This window comes from Nocardioides pakistanensis (assembly GCF_054781215.1).
The window spans coordinates 176,851-202,271 of the sequence record NZ_BAAGUV010000023.1 but is presented as its reverse complement, the minus strand read 5'-3'; the positions used below and the strand labels follow the sequence as shown (position 1 = coordinate 202,271).

Genomic DNA, 25,421 nt, shown 5'->3' with positions numbered 1-25,421 from the left:
GTCACACCGGTTCGGCGGCGAGCACCCGGCCGACCGCCAGCGCCTGCCGGGTGCTCCCGCCGGAGGTGAACTCACGCCGCTTGGCCGCCGTGAAGTAGCGGTGGGCGGGCCCGTCGAGGTCGATCCCGACCCCGCCGTGGACGTGCACGGTCGTGTGCGCGATCTTGTGGCCGGTGTCGGCCGCCCACAGCTTGGCCGTGGCGACCTCGACGTCCGCCGGCAGGTCCTCGCTGAGGCGCCAGGCGGCCTGCCACATGGTCAGTCGCAGCCCCTGCACGTCGATGTAGCCGTCGGCCAGGCGCTGCGACACCGCCTGGAAGGTGCCGATCGGGCGACCGAACTGCTCGCGCGTGCGGGCGTACTCGGCGGTGAGCGCCAGGGCTCCCTCGACCACCCCGAGCTGCTCGGCGCACAGGACGACGGTGTGGCGTGCATCGAGCCACCGGGTCAGGTCACTGCCCTGGCCCGGTGCGCCGAGGACCCGGTCCGCGCCGAGCTCGACACCGGCGAGCTCGAGCCGCCCCACCGTGTCGCCGTCGTTGACCTGCTGGGCGTGCACCTGCACCCCCGGGTCGTCCGGGCGGACCAGCAGCACGATCCCGCCCTCGGCGGTGTCGGCGGGCACGAGGAACAGGTCGGCCACCGTGGCGGCCGGTACGACGGTCTTGGTGCCCGTCACACGCCAGCCATCGCCGGTGCGCTCCGCGGCGGTGCTCGGCCGCTCGGGGGCGTCGGCCAGGTCCTCGTTGAGCGCCGGCGTCAGAACGTTCTCGCCGTCAGCCGCCGGGCGGACCCATGCAGCCACCTGCTCCGGGCTGCCGAAGCGGGCCAGCGCGTCGGCGGCGACGGCATGTGCCACGAGCGGGAGCGGGGCGACGGCGCGACCGACCTCGACCGCGACGCTGCACAGCTCGAGTAGCCCGAGACCGGCGCCACCGACGGTCTCCGGCAGGTGCAGCCCGAGCAGGCCTGCGCCGCCGAGTCGCCGCCAGAGCTCGCCGTCGTGACGCGTGCCGGTCGCCTCGATCTCGCGGAGCCGGGGCTGGCTGCACGCGTCGGTGAGCATCGTGCGCGCCAGCTCCGCGGCGTCGCGCTGCTCGGGGGAGAGGGTGAAGTCCATGTGTCGCGCTCCTGCCTATCGCTTCGCGGCCGGCAGGCCGAGCCCGACCATGCCGATGATGTCGCGCTGGATCTCGTTGGTGCCACCGCCGAAGGTCATCACCAGCGACGTGCGGTGGTAGCGCTCGAGCCTCCCGGCGAGCACCGCGGCGGGGGAGTCGCTGCGCACGATCGCGTTGGGGCCGACGATCTCCATCAGCGAGCGGTACACCTCGGTGGCCAGCTCGCTGCCGTACACCTTCGTCGCAGATGCGTCGGCCGGGCTGAGGTCCTCGCCGGCCGAGGACGCGATCTTCCAGTTCATCAGGCTGAGCACCTGGACGCGGGCGTGCGCCCGGCCCAGGAGCACCTGGACCCACTCGGCGTCGGCGACCCTGCTGCCGTCGGGCTGCTTGGTCTCCTGCGCCCAGCGACGGACCTCCTCCACGGCGTGCACGAGCGGGGCCGCCGACGTGAGGGCCACCCGCTCGTGGTTGAGCTGGTTGGTCATCAGCGGCCAGCCGCCGTTGAGCTCGCCGACGAGGTTGTCGACGGGGACCCGGACGTCCTCGTAGTACGTCGCGGAGGTGTGCACCCCGGCGACCGTGCGGACGGGTGTGTAGGAGAACCCGGGAGCGTCGGTGGGCACGAGGATGATGGACAGGCCCTTGTGGCGGGGGAGGTCCGGGTCGGTGCGGCAGGCCAGCCAGACGTAGTCGGCGTACTGGATGAGGCTGGTCCACATCTTCTGACCGGTGATCAGGAACTCGTCGCCCTCCCGGCGGGCGCGGGTCTTCAGGTTGGCCAGGTCGGTGCCGGCTCCCGGCTCGCTGTAGCCGATCGAGAAGTGCATGTCGCCCTTGAGGATCGCGGGCAGGAACTTCTGCTTCTGGGCGTCCGTGCCGAAGCGCATGATGGTCGGGCCGACGGTGTTGAGCGTCAGGTGGGGGATCGGCACGCCGGCGATGGCGGCCTCGTCGGAGAAGAGCAGCTGCTCGATCATCGAGCGGTTCTGGCCGCCGTACTCCTCGGGCCAGCCGATGCCGAGCCAGCCGTCGTCGCCGAGCCGGCGCATCACGGACTTGTAGGCGTCGACATCTCCGAACTCGCCGGTGGCCGCCGCGAGGGCGGCCCGTACCTCCGGGGTGACGAGCTCGTTGAAGTAGGACCGGAGCTCGGCGCGCAGGCGCTCGTGCTCGGGGGTCAGGGCCACCCGCATGGGGCCTCCTCAGAACTGGAACGTGTTTCAGTTCTGAGGTTAGCGGTCGCGGGTTTCCCTGTCGAGACGGTGGTCATCGTGGGCGCAAAACTGTAACCTGTTCCAGTATTGTCGTGGAACTGGTCGAGACCTCACCTGGAGGATGCGAATGAACGCGGTCAACGCACCGGAGCACGCGCGCGACATCGACGCCGGCGCTCCGCCGACCCGGTTCGCGCGAGGCTGGCACTGCCTCGGGCTCGCGGACACCTTCCGCGACGGCAAGCCGCACGCGGTCGAGGCGTTCGGCACCAAGCTCGTGGTGTGGGCCGACTCCAAGGGCGAGCTCAAGGTGCTCGACGGCTACTGCCGACACATGGGCGGCGACCTGACCCAGGGCAGCATCAAGGGTGACGAGGTGGCCTGTCCCTTCCACGACTGGCGCTGGGGCGGCGACGGCAAGTGCAAGGCGATCCCGTACGCCAAGCGGATCCCGCTGCGTGCCCGCACCCGGACCTGGCTGGCCATGGAGGAGAACAAGCAGCTGTTCGTCTACAACGACCCCGAGGGCAACCCGCCCCCGCCGGACGTGGTGATCCCCAAGATCGACGCCGCGTTCTCCGACGAGTGGACCGACTGGACCTGGAACACGCTGTTCATCGAGAACGCCAACTGCCGCGAGATCATCGACAACGTCGTGGACATGGCGCACTTCTTCTACATCCACTACGCCTTCCCGACGTACTTCAAGAACGTCTTCGAGGGGCACATCGCCACGCAGTACATGAACTCTCGCGGCCGCCCGGACATGTCCGGCGGTGGCTACGCCGGCGACGACATGCTGCTCACGTCGGAGGCGTCGTACTACGGGCCGTCGTACATGATCAACCCGCTCACCACCAGCTACAAGGGGATCGAGGTCGACGTCATCCTGATCAACTGCCACTACCCGGTCTCCGCGAACTCGTTCGTGCTGCAGTACGGGCTGATCGTCAAGAAGCTCGAGGGCCTCGACGACGACACCGCGAACAAGATCGCCAAGAAGTACGCCGACATGTTCGGCGAGGGCTTCATGCAGGACGTGGAGATCTGGCGCAACAAGACCACGATCCAGAACCCCTTGCTCTGTGAGGAGGACGGGCCGGTCTACCAGCTGCGCCGCTGGTACGAGCAGTTCTACGTCGACGCCGCCGACGTCACCGAGGAGATGACGCAGCGCTTCGAGTTCGAGGTGGACACCACGCACGCCAACGAGAACTGGGAGCGAGAGGTCCGCGAGAACCTCGAGCGTCGCAAGGCCGAGGACGACCGGCTCGCCGAGAACCCGTCCGGCCCCCAGATGGCGACCGGTGTCTGACCGATGGTGTCGTTCACCCCGTTGAGCCCGGAGACACTGGCCGACCAGCGCCTCTACCTCGATGCCAGCCTCCAGGAGGTGAGCTGCCTCGACTGCCTCGCGCGGGTGCGGGTCAAGAAGAGCAGCGAGTTCCAGACCAGCATCCAGTGGACCGCCGAGGCGCAGGCGAACTGTGCCGAGTTCGCGCGCAAGGACGCCGAGGCAGGCCGCAGGCTGGTCCACGAGTCGTGCTCCCGCCTCAAGGCCAGCATCGACACGGCGGTGCGGGACGGGCGGCTGCGGGTCAGTGGCGGCACCGACGAGGTGGCGTACGTCGACACGCGGGTTGCCGTGAACGGCGCCGAGACGGAGGCAGGTCGTGGCTGAGTCCTACACCGCGCGCGTGGTCGAGGTGATCCCCGAGACCGACGACGCGCACTCGGTGGTGCTCGAGGTCCCGGACGCCGACGTGTTCAGGTACCGGCCCGGGCAGTTCCTCACCGTCGCCGTGCCCAGCGACCGGACCGGCACGGTGGCCCGCTGCTACTCGCTGTCGAGCGCCCCGCACGAGAGCGACCTGCTGAAGATCACGGTCAAGCGGACCGTCGAGGGATACGGGTCCAACTGGATCTGCGACAACGTCACGCAGGGCGATGAGCTGAAGGTCCTGCCGCCGAGCGGGATCTTCAGCCCCGCCGACCTCGACGCCGACCTGCTCCTCTTCGCCGGGGGAAGCGGGATCACCCCGGTGATCTCGATCGCGAAGTCGGCGCTGGCCCAGGGGTCGGGACAGGTGGTGCTGCTGTACGCCAACCGCGACGAGCAGTCGGTGATCTTCGCCCGCGAGCTGACCGAGCTTGCGCACAAGCACCCCGACCGGTTCGTCGTGGTGCACTGGCTGGAGAGCGTCCAGGGGTTGCCGACCGCGGAGCACATGAAGACCTTCGCGGCGCACTTCGCCTCCTACGACGCATTCGTGTGCGGCCCCGGACCGTTCATGAGCGGGGTGACGCAGGCGTTGAAGGACCTCGGCTTCCCCCGCGAACGACGCCACCAGGAGAAGTTCGTCTCCCTGGGCGGCAACCCGTTCGGTGACGAGGTCGAGGACGTCGACGCCGTCGACGCCGTCGACGCCGCCGAGGACGACACGACGCCTGGCGGCCGCACCGCACCGGCCACCGTGATCGGCGAGCTCGACGGGCAGTCGTTCGAGTTCGACGACTGGCCGGCCGACAAGCCGCTGCTCGACCACCTGCTGCGCAAGGGGATCCCGGCGCCGTTCTCGTGTCGGGAGGGCAACTGCAGCGCCTGCGCGTGCCGGATCGTGGAGGGCGAGGTGGCGATGATGCACAACGAGGTCCTCGACGAGGACGACCTCGCGGACGGGATCCGGCTTGCCTGCCAGTCCCTGCCGGTGACCGACACGGTGCGGGTCAGCTACGAGTGAGCCGGGTGCGCGCGGGCGGTCACGGTGTGGCCGTGACGCAGATCTCCTGACGCTCCACGACGACCCGACGGCCGACCATCCGGGCGTCGGTGACCACCTCGACGCTCTGTCCGGCGCAGTCGGCCACGCCGAGGTCCACGGGCTGGTTCTCGGCGGCCTTGCCGGGCCTGCCCTGCGGTCCGGGCGGTCCCGGCGCGCCGTCCACGCCGTCCTCCCCGTCCTCGCCGGGCGGACCGGGCAGTCCCGTGGCGCCCTGGGCGCCGCGAAGGTCGTCCGCGAGCAGGGTCGTCGCGGTGACCGCCCCCAGGAAGCCGAAGACCACCGCCACGAGTGCGGTGAGTGCCAGCGTCGACAGCTTCCCCATGGCTGAACCGTAGTCCCATCCGCCCCATGCGTTCCGGTATTGCCCGAATCGACTACCAGCCGCGCGCCCGCCACTCCTCGAGGTGCGGCCGCTCCGCGCCGAGCGTGGAGTCGTCTCCGTGGCCGGGGTAGAACCACGTCTCGTCGGGCAGCCGGTCGAAGATCTTCGTCTGCACGTCGCCGATCAGGGTGGCGAAGTCCTCGGTCGACCAGGTCTTGCCGACGCCGCCGGGGAACAGCGAGTCGCCGGTGAACAGGTGCGGCGTGCCGGCGGGATCGTCGTACAGCAGCGCGATGGAGCCGGGCGTGTGGCCGCGCAGGTGGATCACCGACAGCTCGCACTCGCCCACCGTGACGATGTCACCGTCGGAGACCGGCCGGGCGACCTTCACCGGCAGCTCCGCGGCGTCGTCCTCGCCGGCCACCGTCTCCGCGCCGGTCGCCGTGACGACCTCGGCGAGCGCACGGTGGTGATCCCAGTGCCGGTGGGTCGTGACCACCGTGGCCAGGCCGTCGGGGCCCACCAGCCTCAGGATCGCCTCGGCGTCGTCGGCCGCGTCGATCAAGAGCTGCTCGTCGGTGGCGCGGCAGCGCAGGAGGTAGACGTTGTTGGACATCTGCTCGTCGACAGCGAGCTTGTTGATGATCAGGTTGGCCAGCTCGCGGGTGTCCGCGGGCCCGCCCGGACGGACCTTGCCGTGGTAGGTCATCGGCCGGTCACCGCCACTTCGAGAGCGCGGGAAGCTCGGTGTCCGACGTCAGTCCCTCGCCGTCGCCGCGGGCCATGGCCCACCAGGCGAGGTCGCAGGCCGGGCCGGAGACCACCGGACCGGGGCCCTCGACGCCGTACTTCCACTCGCGACCGGTGTCGGTGGCCCGCAGCAGCATCGACGGGCCGTCGGTCCGGTCGTGGGCGACCCGGTCGAGCAGCAGCTCGCAGAAGGCGTTGTCCCAGTCGTCGTTGGTGTAGCCGATCCCGAGGTCGGCGTGGTGCACCTGGACCTCGATCAGCCGGCGGGTGGGGATGTCGCGTGCCGGGAACGTCGGCCGCCCCGGGGCCTGGGCGACCAGGTTGTCCTCGTGCCGTACGTCGAGCTCGTTGATCGCCTGGATCAGCCGGCCACAGGCGGCGGAGGCGTCGACCCGCAGGTCGTGCGCGGATCGTCCGGCGCCGGCCTCGATGTCGGCGTCGCGCTGCTCCCGCGAGGGGTACATGTAGTGCGGCTCGCCGGTCTCGGCCCAGTGCAGCAGGTTGCAGAACGCATCCGCGTTGCGCGCCAGGTGGGTGACCACGTGACCGCGGGACCAGCCCGGGAGCAGTGAGGCGGCTCGGACGTCCTCGTCGGTGAGGTCGCTGAGCGCGCCGAGGAGTCGTGTGCTCGCCACCACCATCTCGACGAGGTTGGGGATGGCGATCGACCGGGTACCCGTGCTGGTGTCCATGACCCCATCATCCTGCGGGGTGTCGGCTTGTGTCAGCCGATATGATGTGCGAACACTTGTTCGAACATCGGCCTCGGAGGACCCCGGGCCGTCTCGCACTCTTCTCAGAGGAACTCTGTGGCCGACCAGCTGATCATCCGCGGTGCCCGGGAGCACAACCTCAAGGACGTCTCCCTCGACCTGCCGCGCGACGCGCTCATCGTCTTCACCGGGCTCTCCGGCTCCGGGAAGTCCAGCCTCGCGTTCGACACGATCTTCGCCGAGGGTCAGCGCCGCTACGTCGAGTCGCTGTCGGCGTACGCCCGGCAGTTCCTCGGTCAGATGGACAAGCCCGACGTCGACTTCATCGAGGGTCTCTCGCCGGCGGTGTCGATCGACCAGAAGTCGACCTCGAAGAACCCTCGCTCGACCGTCGGCACGATCACCGAGGTCTACGACTACCTCCGGCTGCTGTACTCCCGGGCGGGACGCCCGCACTGCCCCAAGTGCGGCCGCCCGATCTCCAGGCAGACCCCGCAGCAGATCGTCGACCGGGTCCTCGAGCTCGAGGAGGGCAGCCGGTTCCAGGTCCTCGCCCCGGTGATCCGTGGACGCAAGGGGGAGTACGTCGAGCTGTTCCGCCAGCTGCAGACGCAGGGCTTCTCCCGGGTCCGCGTCAACGGCGAGACCCACCTGCTGACCGACCCTCCGAAGCTCGACAAGCAGAAGAAGCACACGATCGAGGTCGTCGTGGACAGGCTCGCGGTCAAGGAGTCGGCCAAGCGCCGGCTCACCGACTCCGTCGAGACCGCCCTCGGTCTGTCCTCGGGTCTGGTGACCCTCGACTTCGTCGATGTCGAGGAAGAGGATCACGAGCGCGGCATCGTCAGGGAGCGGACCTTCTCCGAGCACCTGGCCTGCCTGTACGACGACCTCTCGTTCGAGGAGCTGGAGCCGCGGTCGTTCTCCTTCAACTCGCCCTACGGCGCATGCCCGGAGTGCCACGGCCTGGGGACCCGGATGGAGGTCGACCCCGAGCTCGTGATCTCCGACCCGTCGGCGACGTTGGGGGAGGGCGCGATCGGGCCCTGGTCGGGCGCGCACGTCTTCGACTACTTCACCCGGATCCTGGGCGCGCTGGGCGAGGAGCTCGGCTTCGACCTCAACACGCCGTGGGAGCAGATCCCGGCCAAGGCGCGCAAGGCCATCCTCGACGGCCACCCCACCAAGGTCCACGTGCGCCACCGCAACCGTTACGGCCGCGAGCGCTCGTACTACACCTCCTTCGAGGGCGTCCGGCCCTACATCGAGCGCCGGCACCGCGAGGCGGAGTCCGACACCAGCCGCGAGCGCTTCGAGGGCTTCATGCGCGAGGTCCCGTGCCCGACGTGCCAGGGCAGCCGGCTCAAGCCGGTCTCGGTCGCGGTCACCGTGGGTGGCAAGAACATCGCGGAGGTCACCGCGATGCCGATCAACGAGGCCGCCGAGTTCCTGCGCGGTCTGGAGCTGACTGCTCGCGAGCGCCAGATCGCCGAGCAGGTGGTCAAGGAGATCCAGGAGCGGCTGAACTTCCTGCTCGCCGTCGGTCTGGACTACCTGTCGCTGGACCGCCCGTCGGGCTCGCTGTCGGGAGGCGAGGCGCAGCGGATCCGGCTCGCGACGCAGATCGGCGCCGGGCTCGTCGGGGTGCTCTACGTGCTCGACGAGCCATCCATCGGTCTGCACCAGCGCGACAACCACCGGCTGATCGAGACCCTCGTGCGGCTGCGCGACCTCGGCAACACCCTGATCGTGGTCGAGCACGACGAGGACACGATCCGCACCGCCGACTGGGTGGTCGACATCGGCCCCGGTGCCGGTGAGCACGGCGGCCAGGTCGTGGTGTCCGGCAGCGTCGAGGAGCTGCTGAGCTCGCCGGACTCGGAGACCGGCAAGTACCTCTCGGGCCGCAAGGAGATCCCGGTCCCGGAGCTCCGCCGTCCCCGCACACCGGGCCGGTCACTGAAGGTGGTCGGCGCGAAGGAGCACAACCTTCGCGACGTCGACGTCGAGTTCCCGCTCGGCATGTTCGTCGCGGTGACCGGGGTCTCGGGCTCGGGCAAGTCGACGCTCGTCAACGACATCCTCTACACCTCGCTGGCCAAGCAGATCTACAACGCTCGAACGGTGCCCGGTCGCCACAAGCGGATCGAAGGCCTCGACCACGTCGACAAGGTGATCCACGTCGACCAGTCGCCGATCGGCCGGACGCCGCGGTCCAACCCGGCGACGTACACCGGGGTCTTCGACCACATCCGCAAGCTGTTCGCCTCCACCCCCGAGGCGAAGATGCGCGGCTACCTGCAGGGCAGGTTCTCGTTCAACGTCAAGGGGGGCCGCTGCGAGGCGTGCTCCGGCGACGGCACGATCAAGATCGAGATGAACTTCCTGCCCGACGTCTACGTGCCGTGCGAGGTCTGCCACGGCGCCCGCTACAACCGCGAGACGCTCGAGGTGCACTACAAGGGCAAGACCATCGCCGAGGTCCTCGACATGCCGATCGAGGAGGCGGTCGACTTCTTCGAGGCGATCCCGGCCATCTCGCGCTACATGCGCACGCTCGTCGAGGTCGGCCTCGGCTACGTCCGTCTCGGCCAGCCGGCCACGACGCTGTCCGGTGGCGAGGCGCAGCGGGTGAAGCTCGCCGCCGAGCTGCAGAAGCGGTCCACCGGACGGACCGTCTACGTGCTCGACGAGCCGACCACCGGTCTGCACTTCGAGGACATCCGCAAGCTGCTGCTGGTCCTGGGGCGGCTCGTGGACCAGGGCAACACGGTGCTCGTGATCGAGCACAACCTCGACGTGATCAAGACCGCCGACTGGCTGATCGACATGGGCCCGGAGGGCGGCAGCGGGGGCGGCATGGTGGTCGCCGAGGGGACTCCCGAGGAGGTGGCCGCACACCCGGACAGCTACACCGGCCAGTTCCTCAAGCCGCTGCTCGACGGTCGCGCCGCCATGGTCGCCGCCGCCCCGGCGAAGCGCCCCGCCAAGAAGGCCGCGGCGAAGAAAGCTGCGGCGAAGAAGTCTGCGGCGACGAAGACCGCTGCGCCGAAGACCGCTGCCGCGAAGAGCTCGTCGAGGTCAGAGACCTCGAACACCGCCCGCGCCTCGGTCCGGCGGTCCACGTCCGCGAAGCCGACATCGAAGAAGTCCACGACCCCGGCGAAGACCCGCACCGCGGGCTGAGATCGGGCCTGTCGGCTCGGCGTGGGCGAAGGTAGTCTCATCTTCAACGAAATCGAGCACCGGAGGGCGCGATGGGTGACAACGGTCGGGAGCTGAGCCGGCGGGTGCTTCTGCGCGGCGCTGCGCTGACCGGCGTAGCGGTGCCGGTGCTGGCCGCCTGCGGCGCCGACGACGAGCCCACCGGGTCTGCGAGCCCGTCGGGGTCCCCGAGCGCCGGCGACGCGTCCACACCGCCGCCGGACTCCACCCAGAGCCCCGCCGAGCAGGAGGGGACCACCGTCGCGACGGCCGACGTGCCGGTCGGCGGGGGCACCATCCTCGCCGCCGCGATGGTGGTGGTGACCCAGCCGGCCGAGGGAGAGTTCGAGGCGTTCAGCGCCGTGTGCACCCACCAGGGCTGCCCGGTCCAGGAGATCAGCAACGGCACGATCAACTGCAACTGTCACGGCAGCAAGTTCTCGGTGGAGGACGGCTCGGTGGTGTCCGGGCCGGCGACGGAGCCCCTGGAGCGCAAGACGGTCAGCGTCGAGGGCGACTCGCTGCGGGTGAGCTGACTGTCCCAGGCGCGACGTAGGGTTTGACGCGTGGCAGACCCGTCGACCTACCGCCCCGCCCCGGGGTCCATCCCCACCTCACCGGGGGTCTACCGCTTCCGCGACAGCAACCGCCGCGTCGTCTACGTCGGCAAGGCCAAGAACCTCCGGGCGCGGCTCTCGTCGTACTTCCAGGACCTGGCGAACCTTCACCCGCGCACGGCCACGATGGTCACCAGCGCGGCCTCGGTCGAGTGGACGGTGGTCAACACCGAGGTCGAGGCACTGCAGCTGGAGTACTCCTGGATCAAGGAGTTCGACCCGCGCTTCAACGTCAAGTACCGCGACGACAAGTCCTACCCCTGGCTGGCGGTGACCCTCAACGAGGAGTTCCCCCGCGTCATGGTGGGCCGCGGGGCGAAGAAGAAGGGCGTGCGCTACTTCGGCCCGTACTCCCACGCGTGGGCGATCCGCGAGACCGTCGACCTGCTGCTGCGGGTGTTCCCGATGCGCTCGTGCTCCAACGGCGTCTTCAAGCGCTCCCAGCAGATCGGACGACCCTGCCTGCTCGGCTACATCGACAAGTGCGCCGCCCCGTGCGTGGGTGACGTGACCGCGGAGGAGCACCGGCGGATCGTCGAGGACTTCGTCGACTTCATGTCGGGCAACACCACCGGGTTCGTGAAGCGGCTCGAGAAGGAGATGTACGCCGCCTCGGACGAGATGGACTTCGAGCGGGCCGCACGCCTGCGCGACGACATCGGCGCCCTCCGGCGGGCGATGGAGAAGCAGCAGGTGGTGCTCGGGGACGGCACCGACGCCGACGTGGTCGCCTTTGCCGACGACCCGCTCGAGGTCGCCGTGCAGATCTTCTACGTCCGCGGCGGGCGGATCCGCGGCCAGCGCGGCTGGGTCGCGGACAAGACCGAGGACGTCGACACCGGTGAGCTCGTGGAGCGGTTCCTGCTCCAGCTGTACGACGGTGAGGCCGGCGACGCGATTCCACGCGAGGTCCTCGTCCCGGCGCTGCCCGACGACGTCGACGCCCTGGAGCAGTGGCTGACCGACCTGCGCGGGGCCAGGGTGGCCGTGCGGGTGCCGCAGCGCGGGGACAAGAAGGCGCTGCAGGAGACCGTCGCCCGCAACGCCAAGCAGGCACTGGCGCTGCACAAGACCAAGCGGGCCAGCGACCTCACCACGCGCAGCCGGGCGCTGGAGGAGATCCAGGTCGCCCTCGAGCTGCCCGAGGCGCCGTTGCGCATCGAGTGCTACGACGTCTCGAACCTCCAGGGCACCGAGGTGGTCGCCTCGATGGTGGTGTTCGAGGACGGCCTCGCCCGCAAGAGCGAGTACCGCCGGTTCGTGATCCGTGGTGTCGAGGGGCAGAACGACGTCGCCTCGATGCACGAGGTGATCACCCGTCGGTTCCGCCGGCTGCTCGACGACCGGGCCCAGGAGCCCGAGCTCGGCGACGGCGGGGGAGAGGACGGCCCGTTGCTGGTCGACCCCGACACCGGTCGACCCCGCAGGTTCGCCTACGTCCCCGGCCTGGTGGTCGTCGACGGCGGCCCACCTCAGGTCGCGGCCGCCCAGCGCGCCCTGGACGAGCTCGGCATCGACGACGTGCCGGTCTGCGGCCTCGCCAAGCGGCTGGAGGAGGTCTGGTTGCCGAACCAGGAGGACCCGGTGATCCTGCCGCGGACCAGCGAAGGCCTCTACCTGCTGCAGCGGATCCGTGACGAGGCGCACCGGTTCGCGATCACCCACCACCGGTCCCGGCGGTCCAAGAGCATGGTCGAGAGCACTCTCGACGGGGTCCCCGGCCTCGGCGAGGTGCGCCGCAAGACGCTGCTGCGGCACTTCGGGTCGCTGAAGAAGCTGCGCGCGGCCTCGGTCGACGAGATCGCCGCGCTTCCCGGCTTCGGCAACCGGACTGCCGAGGCGGTGGTGGCAGCGCTCGGGACGGAGGAGCGCAGGCCCACGGTGTCGGTGAACACCGCCACCGGTGAGATCATCACCGAGGACGACGCCGGGGTCTCCCCGGAGCACGACACAGGCGAGGAGGCCACATGACGGCGGAACCCGCGGAGCGGGGTGAGCTGGTCGTGGTGACCGGCATGACCGGCGCCGGCCGGAGCACCGCGGCCAAGGAGCTCGAGGATCTCGGCTACTTCGTGGTCGACAACCTGCCGCCCCAGCTCGTGCCCGACGTGGTCCGCCTCGTCGACGAGTCGCAGGGCGAGCGGCAGCCGATCGCGGTGGTCGTCGACGTCCGCTCCGGCTCGTTCTTCGGCTCGCTGCGAGAGGTCCTCGCCCAGGGCCGGACAGGGCGCCGCACGACGCTGTTGTTCCTCGAGGCGACCGACGAGGTGCTGGTCCGCCGCCAGGAGGCTGCTCGCCGGCCGCACCCGCTCCAGGAGGGCGGCCGCCTGCTCGACGGGCTGCAGCGGGAGCGTCAGGTGATCGCGGCGCTGCGCGGTGACGCCGACGTGGTGATCGACACGACGAACCTCAACGTGCACCAGCTCACGGACAAGGTTGCCGAGGCATTCGGCACCGAGCACACCATGTCGCTCAAGGCGACCGTGGTGAGCTTCGGCTTCAAGTACGGCATCCCGGTCGACGCGGACCTCGTCGCCGACATGCGGTTCCTGCCCAACCCGCACTGGGTCCCCGAGCTCCGGCCGCTGTCCGGGCGCGACGCCGAGGTCGCTGCCTACGTCAAGGAGCGGCCGGAGGCCAAGGACTTCCTCGAGAAGTACGTCGGCCTGGTCGAGACCGTCGCGGAGGGGTACCTCCGCGAGGGGAAGCGGTTCATGACGATCGCGGTGGGGTGCACCGGCGGCAAGCACCGCAGCGTCGCGATGACCGAGGAGATCGCTGCCCGGCTGCGTGAGCGCGGCCTCGACGCACGGCCGATGCATCGTGACCTGGGACGGGAGTGACCTGACCCTGCCTGCCCCCGCGCCCCTCAAGGTGGTCGCGCTCGGGGGCGGGCACGGGTTGTCGGCGTCACTGTCCGCCTTGCGGCGCGTGGTCGAGCACGTCACCGCGATCGTCACCGTGGCCGACAACGGCGGGTCCTCCGGACGGTTGCGCGAGGAGTTCGGCGTGCTACCGCCCGGGGACCTGCGGCAGGCACTGGCCGCACTCTGCGGGGACGACGACTGGGGCCGCACCTGGGCCCGAGTGCTCCAGCACCGGTTCGACAGCACCGGGCCGATGGACGAGCATGCGGTCGGCAACCTGCTGATCGTCGCGTTGTGGGAGCTGCTCGGCGACCACGTGACCGGGCTGGCGTGGGTGGCTCGCCTCCTCGGGGCGCAGGGCACCGTCCTCCCGATGTCGGTGGCGCCGATCGACATCACCGCGACCGTCCGCGGTGCCGATCCTGCTCACCCGGACGAGCTCGGCACGATCCACGGCCAGGTCGAGGTGGCCTCCACGGCCGGCCAGGTGATCTCGGTCGATCTCACCCCGGCCAACCCGCCGGCGTGCCGCGAGGCGCTCGAGGCCGTGGCCGAGGCGGACTGGGTCGTGCTCGGCCCGGGGTCCTGGTACACCAGCGTGATCCCGCACCTGCTGGTCCCCGACCTGCGCCGAGCCGTGGTCACTGCATCGGCGCGGCGCGCGGTCGTGCTGAACCTCGCGCCGCAGCGCGGCGAGACCGAGGGGTACTCCGCGGAGGCGCACCTGGAGGTGCTCGCCGCCTACGCCCCGGAGCTCAAGCTCGACGTGGTCCTCGCCGACCGGCAGGTGGTCACCGACCTGGCCGGACTGCGGGCGGCCGCCGCGTCGTTCGGTGCCGAGCTGGTGGTCGCCGACGTCGCCGCCGACGACGGCACGCCGCGTCACGACCCGGTGAAGTTGGCCAATGCCTATGCGTCCTTCCTGGGCGAGGCATAGGGTGTCGGCGTCCAGCAGCCCGGGATGCGGCATTCGTGCACGGGAGCGAGAAGTGACAGGATCGGACGCATGGCGATGACGGCACAGGTCAAGGCAGAGCTGGCCAGCACCCCGGTGACCAAGTCGTGCTGCCGCAAGGCCGAGGTCTCCTCGATGCTCCGCTTCGCCGGTGGGCTGCACATCGTCAGCGGCCGGATCGTGGTCGAGGCCGAGCTCGACACCGGCGCGGCCGCCCGTCGGCTGCGCAAGGACATCGCCGAGATCTACGGTCACACCTCCGACGTGGTGATGGTCTCCGGCAACGGCATCCGCAAGGGGAGCCGGTACGTCGTCCGCGTGGTCCGCGAGGGGGAGGCCCTGGCACGTCAGACCGGTCTGCTCGACGGACGCGGTCGCCCGGTGCGGGGACTCCCGCCGCAGGTCGTCTCCGGCGCCAGCTGCGACGCCGTCGCCGCCTGGCGGGGTGCCTTCCTGGCCCACGGCTCGCTGACGGAGCCGGGCCGCTCCTCCGCCCTCGAGGTGACCTGCCCCGGGCCCGAGGCTGCGCTCGCCCTGGTCGGTGCGGCACGCCGGCTGGGCATCTCCGCGAAGGCGCGGGAGGTCCGTGGCGTGGACCGTGTCGTGATCCGTGACGGAGACGCAATCGGCGAGCTGCTCACCCGGCTCGGCGCGCACGAGTCGCTGATGGCCTGGGAGGAGCGGCGGATGCGCCGCGAGGTGCGGGCCACCGCGAACCGGCTGGCGAACTTCGACGACGCCAACCTGCGCCGCTCGGCGCGTGCCGCGGTCGCGGCGGGTGCCCGGGTCGAGCGGGCCCTGGAGATCCTCGCCGACGAGGTCCCCGACCACCTGAAGATGGCCGGCGACCTCCGCCTGCAGCACAAGCAGGCCTCGCTCGAGGAGCTCGGCCAGCTGCACCAGCCGCCGCTGACCAAGGACGCGATCGCAGGCCGGATCCGGCGGCTGCTGGCGATGGCGGACAAGCGCGCGCAGGAGCTCGGCATACCCGACACCGAGGCCAGTCTGACCCCCGACATGCTCTCGGAGCAGTCCTGACATTCCAGGACTTTCGGTTACCGGAAGGTAGGCCGGACGACCTGTGCTGGCGCCCCTGAGCAGACGGTAGGGTCGGATGTGAGGACGCCCCCGACCGGGGCTGCCCACCATTTCGACTGCTGACTAAGGGGAGTCTTTTCCGTGACTGTTCGCGTAGGCATCAACGGCTTCGGCCGCATCGGCCGCAACTTCTTCCGCGCCGTCCTGGCTCAGGGTGCCGACATCGAGATCGTCGGCGTGAACGACCTGACCGACAACAAGACGCTCGCGCACCTGCTGAAGTACGACTCGATCCTCGGCCGGCTCGACCAGGACGTCGTCGCCTCGGGCGACTCGATCACCGTCGGGGGCAAGTCCTTCGCCGCCCTGTCCGAGCGCGACCCGGCGAACCTCCCCTGGAAGGACCTCGGTGCGGACGTCGTCATCGAGTCCACCGGCCTGTTCACCGACGCCACCAAGGCGAAGGCCCACATCGACGCCGGCGCCAAGAAGGTGATCATCTCCGCCCCGGCGAAGAACGAGGACGTCACCGTGGTCATGGGTGTGAACCACACCGACTACGACCCCGCGTCGCACCACGTGATCTCCAACGCCTCCTGCACGACGAACTGCCTGGCTCCCATGGCCAAGGCTCTCAACGACGAGTTCGGCATCGTCAAGGGCCTGATGACGACCATCCACGCCTACACCGCCGACCAGAACCTCCAGGACGGTCCGCACAAGGACCTGCGCCGGGCCCGGGCCGCCGCCCTGAACATGGTGCCGACCTCCACCGGCGCCGCGAAGGCGATCGGCCTGGTGCTCCCCGAGCTCAAGGGCAAGCTCGACGGCTACGCCATGCGCGTGCCGACCCCGACCGGCTCCGCCACCGACCTCACCATCGAGGTCAGCCGCGAGGTCACCGTCGAGGAGGTCAACGCCGCGGTGAAGAAGGCCGCGGAGGAGGGCCCGCTCAAGGGCTACCTGAAGTACTCCGAGGACCCGATCGTCTCCTCCGACATCGTCACCGACCCCAGCTCGTGCATCTTCGACGCGCCGCTGACCAAGGTGTTCGGCAACCAGGTCAAGGTGCTCGGCTGGTACGACAACGAGTGGGGCTACTCCTGCCGCCTGGTCGACCTGGTCGGTCACGTCGGCGAGAGCCTCTGACCCGATGGGCCGCATCGACGACCTCGGTGACCTCCGCGGCAAGCGGGTCCTGGTCCGCTCGGACCTCAACGTGCCCCTCGACGGCGACGTGATCACTGACGACGGGCGGATCCGGGCGAGCGTCCCGACCATCTCCAAGCTGGTCGCGAAGGGTGCGCGGGTCGTGGTGACCGCGCACCTGGGCAGGCCCAAGGGCTCGCCGGACCCGAAGTACTCCCTCGCGCCGGTGGCCTACCGGCTGGGCGAGCTGCTCGGGCAGGAGGTGGCGTTCGCCACCGACACCGTCGGGGACAGCGCCCGGGCCACGGTCGACGCGCTCGAGGACGGTCAGGTGGCGGTGCTGGAGAACGTCCGGTTCAACGCCGGCGAGACCAGCAAGGACGACGCGGAGCGGGCGGCGTTCGCCGACCAGCTCGCCGCGCTCGCCGACGTCTTCGTCAGCGACGGGTTCGGGGTCGTGCACCGCAAGCAGGCCTCGGTGTACGACGTCGCCCAGCGGCTGCCGCACGCCATGGGCGACCTGGTGGCCGCCGAGATCGACGTGCTGCGCCGGCTCACCGAGGACCCCGAGCGGCCCTACGCCGTCGTGCTCGGTGGTTCCAAGGTCTCCGACAAGCTCGGCGTGATCGACAACCTGCTCGGCAAGGCCGACCGGCTGCTGATCGGTGGCGGGATGGTGTTCACCTTCCTCAAGGCCCAGGGCCACGAGGTGGGCCGGAGCCTGCTGGAGGAGGACCAGGTCGAGACCTGCCGGGAGTACCTCCGGCGGGCCGCGGAGTCGGGCGTGCAGATCCTGCTGCCCACCGACATCCGTGTCGCCGGGGAGTTCCCCAACGACGCGTCGGCGACGGCGACCGTCGTACCCGCCGACCAGATCCCTGCGGACCAGATCGGCCTGGACATCGGTCCGGAGTCCGGCAAGGCGTTCGCCGCGGCTCTGGCCGACGCGCGCACGGTGTTCTGGAACGGCCCGATGGGCGTGTTCGAGTTCGCTGCGTTCGCCGAGGGCACCCGCGACGTCGCCGAGGCGCTCACCCGGGTCGACGGGCTCTCGGTCGTCGGCGGTGGTGACTCCGCCGCGGCGGTACGCACCCTGGGCTTCGACGAGGCGGCGTTCGGGCACATCTCCACCGGCGGCGGCGCAAGCCTGGAGTACCTCGAGGGCAAGAACCTGCCCGGCATCGACGTCCTCTCCTGACCACTCCCGCTCGCGGGCGGCCCACGGGCCGCCCGCGAACCGCTGGTCGAGCTTGTCGAGACCCCCACTACCCAAGGAAAGAACCATGGCGAACAACGCGCGCGTGCCCTTGATGGCCGGCAACTGGAAGATGAACCTCAACCACCAGGAAGCGGTGGTGCTGGTCCAGAAGCTCGCCTGGACGCTGTCGGACAAGAAGCACGACTTCTCCAAGGTCGAGGTGGCGGTGCTGCCGCCGTTCACCGACCTCCGCTCGGTGCAGACCCTGGTCGACGGCGACCGGCTGAAGATCAAGTACGGCGCACAGGACGTCTCCCAGCACGACAGCGGTGCCTACACCGGCGAGATCTCGGCCGGCATGCTCGCCAAGCTGGGCTGCTCCTACGTCGTCGTGGGGCACTCGGAGCGTCGCGAGTACCACGCCGAGAGCGACGAGCTGGTCAACGCCAAGGCGAAGAAGGCGATCGCGGCCGGGATCACCCCGATCGTGTGCGTGGGCGAAGGTCTCGAGGTGCGCAAGGAGGGCCGTCACGTCGAGTACACCCTCGACCAGGTGGCCGGCTCCCTCGCCGGGCTGACGGCCGAGCAGGTCGCAGACCTGGTGATCGCCTACGAGCCGGTGTGGGCGATCGGCACCGGAGAGGTCGCCACGCCCGACGACGCGCAGGAGGTCTGCCAGGCGATCCGCGGCAAGATCGCCGAGGCGTTCTCCGAGGAGGCCGCGGCCAAGGTGCGCATCCTCTACGGCGGATCGGTGAAGGCCGCCAACGTCGCCGGCATCATGGAGAAGGCCGACGTGGACGGCGCCCTGGTCGGTGGGGCCAGCCTCCAGGCCGACGAGTTCGGCGGTATCTGCCGGTTCTACGACATGCCGGTGATCTGACCGACACCGCGTGAGCTAGGCTGTCCCACCGTGACTACCGCTTTCACCGTTCTGCTGATCCTGACGAGCCTGTTGCTGATCATGCTTGTGCTGCTGCACAAGGGGCGTGGCGGCGGCATGTCCGACATGTTCGGCGGCGGTGTGTCCAGCGGCCTCGGGGGCTCCTCGGTGGCCGAGCGCAACCTGGACCGGATCACGATCGGCGCGGGCATCATCTGGTTCGCCTGCGTCGTCGCCCTGGGCCTACTGCTCAAGAGCGGCGCCTGATTCGGCGTTCGCTTCGACTCTCGATCGAGGAGTACACAGCGTGGCAGGTGGAGGAAGCGCCATTCGTGGCAGCCGTGTCGGCGCTGGACCCATGGGGGAGGCGGAGCGCGGCGAGGCCGCACCCCGTCAGCGGGTCCTCTACTTCTGTGCCAACGAGCACCAGTCGGTGATCACCTTCGCCGTCGAGGCGCAGCCCCCGGACTCGTGGGACTGCCCGAGGTGCGGTCTGCCGGCCAGCCTGGACTCCGACAACCCGCCGCCGCCGCCGAAGATCGAGCCGTACAAGACGCACCTGGCCTACGTGAAGGAGCGCCGCTCCGACAAGGAGGCGGCCGACATCCTCGACGAGGCGATCCAGACGCTGCGCGACCGGCGCAAGCGCGGCGAGATCATCTTCTGAGCTCGGCGGCTGCCGCCTGGTCGAGCAGCCACACCGTGCGGTCCCGCCCCCGCGGCCCGGAGGCGGGTACGGCGGCCACGTCGCTGCCGAGCATCGCATCGCGCACTGCCTGCGCCTTGCCCTCGCCGGCGGCGATGAACCACACCTCGTCGGCGGACCGCAGCGCGCCCATCGTCAACGAGATCCGCACCGGCGGAGGCTTCGGCGAGTGCCGTTCGGCGACGGTCAGCCCGTCGGCGTGCACCGCCTCGTGGCCGGGGAACAGGGACGCACAGTGCCCGTCCGGGCCGATCCCGAGCATGACCACGTCGAACCGCGGCTCGGCGCCGAGCACACGCGTCAGCTCGTCGGCGTAGGCCCGGGCGGCGGCGTCCACGTCGTCTCCGTAAGGGCCGTCAGAGGCGGGCATCTCGTGCACGCGTGCATCGTCGAGCGGCAGCCGTGACAGCAGCGCGTCGCGGGCCTGGCCCGCGTTGCGCTCGGCGTCGGCGTGCTCGACGTACCGCTCGTCGCCGAACCAGACCTCGACCGCCGACCAGTCCACGGACGTGTGGGCGGGCACCTCGAGGACGGCGCGGTGCACCTTCTCCGCGATCGTGCCTCCGGTGAGCACGACCGAGGGCGCCCGGCCCTGGGACTGAAGCTCGAGGAGGTGGTCGACGAGCCGGGCTGCGACGGTGGCGGCGAGCAGGTCGGCGTCGTCGCGGACCAGGATCTCGGGATCGCTCATGATCCCGCCAGCCTGACCATCCGCTTGACCGTCTGGGCGTACACGTCGTCGGGGTCGAGGTGGCGCAGCTCCTCGGCGAGCAGCTCGTCGAGCTCGCGGCGCTTGAGGGCGACCGGCCGGTCCGGCTGGCCGGGCACGGTCAACGTGGCGAGCTTGCCGTCGTGCCTGACGATCGAGATCGGGCCGGCCTTCGTCTCCAGCAGGACCGAGGTGATGCCGGGGCCGTCGGAGGTCTCCCGCTGCACCTCCACGCGGAGCCGGTCGGCCAGCCACGCGGCGAGCAGGTCCGCGCTCGGGCTGACCCGCTCCGCGGTCACCGTGGCCGAGACCACCTTCGCCGGTTCCTGGTCGACCGCGGCAGCGAGCAGCGCACGCCAGCTGGTGATCCGGGTCCAGGCCAGGTCGGTGTTGCCGGGGGAGTAGGCACGGCACTGCCGGAGCATGGCGCCGGCCTTATTGCGGGGCGCGGCGGCGGCATCGGTGATCCGGCGCCGGCCGAGCCGGCCGAGCGGGTCTGCGGCCGGGTCGTCAGGTGCGGTGGCCGGCCACCACACGACCACGGGGGAGTCGGGCAGCAGCAGCGGCACGACCACCGACTCGGGGTGCTTGGTGACCTCGCCCCGCAGCCGGATCAGTGCGGTCTCCCCGGTCCAACCGGAGCCGATCCCGACCTCGGCGTCCACGCGGGCCGCCCCGCGACCGTCCCCGAGGATCACCCCGAGCACCCGTGCCGGGTGCTCGCGGGAGGCCGCCCGGGCGGACTTCATCGCCGTCTCCGCGTCCTCCTCGGAGACGACGAAGACGAGGGTCATCACCATCCCCATCGCCGGGCTGCCGGCGCGGCGGCGTGCCCGGACGAACTCCGCGGCGATCGCGCTCGCGGTGGTCTCGGTCAGCTCGATCATGGCCGCCTCCAGGCGCGCCCGTCGCGGGCGAGCATCCGGTCGGCGGAGGGCGGGCCCCACGTGCCTGCGGGGTAGGTGTCCGGCTTCCCGTGGGTGGCCCAGTACTGCACGACCGGGTCGAGGATCTTCCAGGACAGCTCGACCTCCTCGTGGCGGGGGAACAGCGGCGGTTCGCCGAGCAGCACGTCGAGGATCAGCCGCTCGTAGGCCTCGGGGCTGGACTCGGTGAAGGAGCCGCCGTAGGCGAAGTCCATGGTGACGTCGCGGATCTCCATCGCGGTGCCGGGCACCTTGGAACCGAACCGCATCGTGATGCCCTCGTCGGGCTGGACCCGGATCACCAGCGCGTTCTGCGTCAGCTCCTCGGTGGCGCTGTCGCTGAACGGCAGGTGCGGCGCCCGCTTGAACACCACGGCCACCTCGGTCACCCGCCGCCCGAGGCGCTTGCCGGTGCGGATGTAGAACGGCACACCGGCCCAGCGGCGCGACTCGACGTGCAGCGTGATCGCCGCGAAGGTCTCGGTGCGCGAGGACTGCGGGATGTCCGGCTCGTCCTTGTAACCCGGGACCTTGACCCCGCCGGCCCAGCCCTCGGTGTACTGCGCCCGCGCGGTGGTCAGGTCCAGGCGGCGGGGGAGTACGACGGACTCGAGCACCTTCTGCTTCTCGATCCGCAGGTTGCCGGCGTCGAACGACGTCGGCTCCTCCATCGCGATCAGCGCCATCAGCTGCAGGAGGTGGTTCTGGATCACGTCGCGTGCCGCGCCGATGCCGTCGTAGTAGCCGGCCCTGCCGCCGATCCCGATGTCCTCGGCCATCGTGATCTGCACGTGGTCGACGTAGTTGTTGTTCCAGATCGGCTCGAACAGCGTGTTGGAGAACCGCATGGCCAGGATGTTCTGGACGGTCTCCTTGCCCAGGTAGTGGTCGATCCGGAACACCGACTCGGGCGGAAACACCTCGGAGATCACGTCGTTGAGCTCGCGGGCGGTCTTCAGGTCCGAGCCGAACGGCTTCTCGACCACGACCCGCCGCCAGGACCGCTCCTCGGGGTTGGCCAGTCCGTGCTCCTTGAGCTGGCCGACCACGTCGGCGAAGAAGCGAGGTGGGATCGACAGGTAGAAGGCGTGGTTCCCGCCGGTGCCGCGGACCTTGTCGAGCTCCTCGATCGTCGAGCGCAGCCGGGCGAAGGCGTCGTCGTCGTTGAAGTCTCCCGGGACGAACCGGAAGCCCTCGGCGAGCTGCTGCCAGACCTCCTCCCGGAACTCCGTGCGGGAGTGCGCCCGGACCGAGTCGTGCACGATCTGGGCGAAGTCCTGGTCGGCCCAGTCGCGGCGGGCGAACCCGACCAGGGCGAACCCGGGCGGAAGCAGACCGCGGTTGGCGAGGTCGTAGACCGCCGGCATCAGCTTCTTGCGCGCCAGGTCGCCGGTGACCCCGAAGATCACCAGGCTGCACGGCCCGGCGATCTTCGGCAGCCTGCGGTCCTGCGGCTGGCGCAGGGGATTCACCTGAGCGCCTCGCGCAGCTGACGGAGGCCCTCCGGCCCGGTGACGTGGAGCCGCAGCACCGGCCGACCGTGCTCGGCCAGGACCTGCGCGTCCCCGGCGGCCTGCGCCGAGACCAGCGTCGCGAACGAGAAGCCGCGACCCGGGACGGGGAGGTCCTCGTGCGGCTCGTCGGTGACCTGGACGAAGACGCCGACCGCGGGTCCGCCCTTGTGGAACTGGCCGGTCGAGTGCAGGAAGCGCGGGCCCCACCCGAAGGTGACCGGGCGCCTGGTCCGGACGGCGAGGCTGTTGCGGACCTCCTCGAGGTCTCGGTGGGCGTCCCGGTCGAGATAGGCCATCACGGCGACGTAGCCGCGGGCGCTGTCGACCTGGTCGAGGAGTGCGGTGACCGCACCGGCCAGGTCGCCGGCGTCACCGTCACCCAGCCAGGAGGCGTCACCCGGCACCCGGACCTCGACGTCACCCTCGGTGAGCAGGGCCGGCTCCGGGGACGGGGTGTCCTCGAGCAGGGAACGGGCCGCCTTCTTGGCGCTCTCCACGTCCGGCTGGTCGAACGGGTCGATCCCGAGGATCCGGCCCGCGACAGCGGTGGCGGCCTCCCACAGCAGCATCTGGGCACCCAGGCTGCCGCCGACCCACACGTCGGAGCCGTCCTCGGCCGGGGGTGCGTCGTCGCCCGCGTTGGCCGGCTCGCTGTCCCCGGTGCCCGCCTCGTCGCCGCTGGTGAGGCGTACGACGGTGGCGTCCTGCGGGGGCAGGGCCACCTCCGGCGCGGAGGAGTCGCCGACGACGACCGGGAGCAGGCCGGTGCCGTCCTTGCCGGTGCTCTCCGCGACGAGCTGTTCGGCCCAGTCGGGGAAGCCGACCAGCTCGGACCCCTCGTCGACGAACACCAGCTTGTCGCGCAGCGGGTCGGTGCCGGCGAGCGCAGCTCCCAGACGCAGAGCGGGGTTGCCGTCGTCATCGTCGCTGAGGAGGTCGGCCACCTCCTCGGCCTCGTCGAGAAGCGTGGCGATGTCGACCCCGGCGAGGCCGCTCGGCACGAGACCGAAGGCGGTGAGGGCGGAGTAGCGGCCACCGACGTTCGGGTCGGCGTTGATGACCCGGAACCCCGCGTCCCGGGACTGCTTGTCCAGAGGACTGCCCGGGTCGGTGACGATGACCATGTGTCGGGTCGGGTCGAGCCCCGCCTGCCGGAACGCCTCCTCGAACGCCCTGCGCTGCGAGTCGGTCTCGACGGTGGAGCCGGACTTGCTGGACACCACCACGACGGTGCTCTCCAGCCTCTCGGCGAGGGCGGCCCGGACCTGGTCGGGGTGCGAGGAGTCGACGACGGTGAGCTCGACCCCGCGGGTCGCGCAGATCACCTCCGGGGCCAGCGAGGAGCCGCCCATCCCGCAGAGCGCGACACGGGTGATGCCCTCCTCCTCCAGCTCGCTGCGGAGAGCGGTGATCGCGCCGACGAGCGGACGCGAGGTGTGGAACAGGTCCACCCACCCGAGCCGGATCGACGCCTCCTCCTGGGCGGCCTCGCCCCAGAGGGTGGCGTCCTTGGCGAACAGCCGGCCGGCGAACCGTTCCTCGACCAGCCGAGGGACCCAGTCGGTGACCGCCTGCGCGGCCGCGCCGGTGGCGACGACCTCCAGCGCGCCGCTCACTTGGCCGCGCTCTCCAGGCTCGTGCGGACCGTCTCGACGAGCTCGTCCCACGAGGCGACGAACTTGTCCACGCCCTCCCGCTCGAGGGTGGCGATCACGTCGTCGTAGTGGATGCCCGCTGCCTCGAGGCGGTCCATGACCTCCTGCGCGTCGGCGTACATCGTGGTGACCCGGTCGCCGCCGTTGATCTCGCCGTGGTCGGCGAAGGCGTCCATGGTCTTCTCCGGCATCGTGTTGACCGTGTCGGGGACCACCAGCTCGGTGACGTACATCGTGTCGGGGTAGTCCGGGTTCTTGACGCCGGTCGAGGCCCACAGCGGCCGCTGGTGCCGCGCGCCGCGGGCGGCCAGCGCCTGGAAGCGCGACCCGGCCATGAACTCCTCGTAGGCACGGTAGGCGAGCCGGGCGTTGGCGATCCCGGCGCGGCCGAACAGGTCCTCCACGCCCTCGGCGTCGACGGCCTGCAGTCGCTTGTCGACCTCGGTGTCCACGCGGGAGACGAAGAAGGACGCCACCGAGTGGATCCCCGACAGGTCGTGGCCGTTCGCCTCGGCGCGCTCGAGCCCCTCGGCATAGGCGTCCATCACCGCGCGGTAGCGCTCGAGCCCGAAGATCAGCGTGACGTTGACGCTGATCCCTTCTGCGAGCACGGCGGAGATCGCAGGCGCACCCTCGGTGGTCGCCGGGATCTTGATCAGCAGGTTGGGGCGGTCCACGGCGGCCCAGAGCTTCTTCGCCGCCGCGATGGTGGCGTCGGTGTCGAAGGCGAGGCCGGGTGGCACCTCGATGGACACCCGCCCGTCGACCCCGTCGGTGGCCTTCCAGGTGTCCAGCAGGACGTCGCAGGCCTGCCGGACGTCGTACGTGGTCAGCTCGAAGACCGTGTCGTCGACCGAGGCGCCGGCCCGGGCGAGCTCGCGCACCTGGTCGTCGTACCGCTCACCGTCGGCGAGCGCGGCGGCGAAGATCGTGGGGTTGGTGGTCACCCCGGTGACCGATCGGTTCTTGACGAGATCGGTCAGGTTGCCGGTCTCGATCCGGTCCCGCGACAGGTCGTCGAGCCAGATGGACACACCGGCCTGCGCCAGTGCCTTGAGTCGTTCGGACATCGGTTCCTCCCGGTTGACGATCTT

Annotated in this window: 24 protein-coding genes; 14 read left to right on the top strand and 10 right to left on the bottom strand. The window is 70.5% G+C overall.

Going from position 1 to position 25,421, the window contains the following annotated elements:
- Nucleotide 1: 1 nt before the first annotated feature.
- Nucleotides 2-1,120: an acyl-CoA dehydrogenase family protein gene (locus ACYVIH_RS10610; protein WP_460869038.1), complete on the bottom strand. Its 1,119-nt coding sequence runs from the start codon at nt 1,118-1,120 to the stop codon at nt 2-4.
- A 15-nt stretch (nt 1,121-1,135) separates the two neighbouring features.
- Nucleotides 1,136-2,317 (bottom strand): acyl-CoA dehydrogenase family protein, encoded by a 1,182-nt coding sequence (locus ACYVIH_RS10605; protein ID WP_460869036.1) that lies wholly within the window; start codon nt 2,315-2,317, stop codon nt 1,136-1,138.
- 148 nt (nt 2,318-2,465) lie between these two features.
- Between ACYVIH_RS10605 and ACYVIH_RS10600 the strand changes: the two genes are divergently transcribed.
- Genes ACYVIH_RS10600 through ACYVIH_RS10590 form a run of 3 tightly spaced genes read left to right on the top strand, consistent with a single transcriptional unit; the run spans nt 2,466 to nt 5,079 of the window.
- On the top strand, nt 2,466-3,653 hold the full coding sequence (locus ACYVIH_RS10600; protein ID WP_460869034.1) for a Rieske 2Fe-2S domain-containing protein: 1,188 nt from the start codon (nt 2,466-2,468) through the stop codon (nt 3,651-3,653).
- 3 nt (nt 3,654-3,656) lie between these two features.
- Nucleotides 3,657-4,019 carry a hypothetical protein gene (locus ACYVIH_RS10595; RefSeq protein ID WP_460869033.1) on the top strand — a complete coding sequence of 121 codons (363 nt, stop codon included), beginning with the start codon at nt 3,657-3,659 and terminating at the stop codon, nt 4,017-4,019.
- Nucleotides 4,012-5,079 carry a 2Fe-2S iron-sulfur cluster-binding protein gene (locus ACYVIH_RS10590; protein ID WP_460869031.1) on the top strand — a complete coding sequence of 356 codons (1,068 nt, stop codon included), beginning with the start codon at nt 4,012-4,014 and terminating at the stop codon, nt 5,077-5,079. Before ACYVIH_RS10595 ends, ACYVIH_RS10590 begins: the two co-directional genes overlap by 8 nt.
- A gap of 19 nt (nt 5,080-5,098) precedes the next feature.
- Here the strand turns inward: ACYVIH_RS10590 and ACYVIH_RS10585 are convergent, their stop codons facing one another.
- Genes ACYVIH_RS10585 through ACYVIH_RS10575 form a run of 3 tightly spaced genes read right to left on the bottom strand, consistent with a single transcriptional unit; the run spans nt 5,099 to nt 6,885 of the window.
- Nucleotides 5,099-5,443 (bottom strand): hypothetical protein, encoded by a 345-nt coding sequence (locus ACYVIH_RS10585; protein WP_460869029.1) that lies wholly within the window; start codon nt 5,441-5,443, stop codon nt 5,099-5,101.
- A gap of 52 nt (nt 5,444-5,495) precedes the next feature.
- Nucleotides 5,496-6,152, bottom strand: coding sequence for an MBL fold metallo-hydrolase (locus tag ACYVIH_RS10580; RefSeq protein ID WP_460869027.1), 657 nt, complete (start codon nt 6,150-6,152; stop codon nt 5,496-5,498).
- Between the two features lie 7 nt (nt 6,153-6,159).
- Nucleotides 6,160-6,885 (bottom strand): maleylpyruvate isomerase family mycothiol-dependent enzyme, encoded by a 726-nt coding sequence (locus ACYVIH_RS10575; RefSeq protein ID WP_460869025.1) that lies wholly within the window; start codon nt 6,883-6,885, stop codon nt 6,160-6,162.
- 117 nt (nt 6,886-7,002) lie between these two features.
- Here ACYVIH_RS10575 and uvrA point away from each other — a divergent pair, with 117 nt between their 5' ends.
- The 11 genes from uvrA (at nt 7,003) to ACYVIH_RS10520 (ending at nt 19,484) form a co-directional block, all read left to right on the top strand.
- Nucleotides 7,003-10,092, top strand: a complete 3,090-nt coding sequence (gene uvrA / locus ACYVIH_RS10570; RefSeq protein ID WP_460869023.1) for an excinuclease ABC subunit UvrA — start codon at nt 7,003-7,005, stop codon at nt 10,090-10,092.
- Nucleotides 10,093-10,163: 71 nt separating this feature from the next.
- A complete protein-coding gene (locus ACYVIH_RS10565) occupies nt 10,164-10,646 on the top strand; it encodes a QcrA and Rieske domain-containing protein (protein ID WP_460869021.1) in 483 nt (160 codons plus the stop codon).
- A 30-nt stretch (nt 10,647-10,676) separates the two neighbouring features.
- The gene (gene uvrC / locus ACYVIH_RS10560; RefSeq protein ID WP_460869019.1) at nt 10,677-12,698 is read left to right on the top strand and encodes an excinuclease ABC subunit UvrC; all 2,022 of its coding nucleotides are present in this window, start codon (nt 10,677-10,679) and stop codon (nt 12,696-12,698) included.
- Nucleotides 12,695-13,570, top strand: coding sequence for an RNase adapter RapZ (gene rapZ, locus ACYVIH_RS10555; protein WP_460869017.1), 876 nt, complete (start codon nt 12,695-12,697; stop codon nt 13,568-13,570). Before uvrC ends, rapZ begins: the two co-directional genes overlap by 4 nt.
- Complete coding sequence (locus ACYVIH_RS10550; protein ID WP_460869015.1) at nt 13,551-14,531, top strand: gluconeogenesis factor YvcK family protein; 981 nt, start codon at nt 13,551-13,553, stop codon at nt 14,529-14,531. The genes rapZ and ACYVIH_RS10550 overlap by 20 nt, the downstream gene beginning before the upstream one ends.
- Before the next feature lie 69 nt (nt 14,532-14,600).
- Nucleotides 14,601-15,587 carry a DNA-binding protein WhiA gene (gene whiA / locus ACYVIH_RS10545; RefSeq protein WP_460869013.1) on the top strand — a complete coding sequence of 329 codons (987 nt, stop codon included), beginning with the start codon at nt 14,601-14,603 and terminating at the stop codon, nt 15,585-15,587.
- A 141-nt stretch (nt 15,588-15,728) separates the two neighbouring features.
- Complete coding sequence (gap, locus tag ACYVIH_RS10540; protein WP_460869011.1) at nt 15,729-16,736, top strand: type I glyceraldehyde-3-phosphate dehydrogenase; 1,008 nt, start codon at nt 15,729-15,731, stop codon at nt 16,734-16,736.
- A gap of 4 nt (nt 16,737-16,740) precedes the next feature.
- Entirely contained in the window at nt 16,741-17,934 is a 1,194-nt protein-coding gene (locus tag ACYVIH_RS10535; RefSeq protein WP_460869009.1) for a phosphoglycerate kinase, read from the top strand.
- An 85-nt stretch (nt 17,935-18,019) separates the two neighbouring features.
- A complete protein-coding gene (tpiA, locus tag ACYVIH_RS10530) occupies nt 18,020-18,817 on the top strand; it encodes a triose-phosphate isomerase (protein ID WP_460869007.1) in 798 nt (265 codons plus the stop codon).
- Nucleotides 18,818-18,847: 30 nt separating this feature from the next.
- On the top strand, nt 18,848-19,084 hold the full coding sequence (gene secG / locus ACYVIH_RS10525; protein WP_460869005.1) for a preprotein translocase subunit SecG: 237 nt from the start codon (nt 18,848-18,850) through the stop codon (nt 19,082-19,084).
- A gap of 40 nt (nt 19,085-19,124) precedes the next feature.
- A complete protein-coding gene (locus tag ACYVIH_RS10520) occupies nt 19,125-19,484 on the top strand; it encodes an RNA polymerase-binding protein RbpA (RefSeq protein ID WP_460869002.1) in 360 nt (119 codons plus the stop codon).
- On the opposite strand, the gene pgl is transcribed toward ACYVIH_RS10520, so the two are convergent.
- From pgl to tal, 5 genes are read right to left on the bottom strand one after another with little or no spacing between them, the layout of a single operon-like run.
- On the bottom strand, nt 19,474-20,214 hold the full coding sequence (pgl, locus tag ACYVIH_RS10515) for a 6-phosphogluconolactonase (RefSeq protein ID WP_460869000.1): 741 nt from the start codon (nt 20,212-20,214) through the stop codon (nt 19,474-19,476). The genes ACYVIH_RS10520 and pgl overlap by 11 nt on opposite strands.
- Nucleotides 20,211-21,119: a glucose-6-phosphate dehydrogenase assembly protein OpcA gene (locus ACYVIH_RS10510; RefSeq protein ID WP_460868998.1), complete on the bottom strand. Its 909-nt coding sequence runs from the start codon at nt 21,117-21,119 to the stop codon at nt 20,211-20,213. The genes pgl and ACYVIH_RS10510 overlap by 4 nt, the downstream gene beginning before the upstream one ends.
- Complete coding sequence (gene zwf / locus ACYVIH_RS10505) at nt 21,116-22,630, bottom strand: glucose-6-phosphate dehydrogenase (protein ID WP_460868996.1); 1,515 nt, start codon at nt 22,628-22,630, stop codon at nt 21,116-21,118. The genes ACYVIH_RS10510 and zwf overlap by 4 nt, the downstream gene beginning before the upstream one ends.
- Nucleotides 22,627-24,288: a glucose-6-phosphate isomerase gene (locus ACYVIH_RS10500; RefSeq protein ID WP_460868994.1), complete on the bottom strand. Its 1,662-nt coding sequence runs from the start codon at nt 24,286-24,288 to the stop codon at nt 22,627-22,629. Before ACYVIH_RS10500 ends, zwf begins: the two co-directional genes overlap by 4 nt.
- Nucleotides 24,285-25,397 carry a transaldolase gene (gene tal / locus ACYVIH_RS10495; RefSeq protein WP_460868993.1) on the bottom strand — a complete coding sequence of 371 codons (1,113 nt, stop codon included), beginning with the start codon at nt 25,395-25,397 and terminating at the stop codon, nt 24,285-24,287. Before tal ends, ACYVIH_RS10500 begins: the two co-directional genes overlap by 4 nt.
- Between the last annotated feature and the right edge of the window lie 24 nt (nt 25,398-25,421).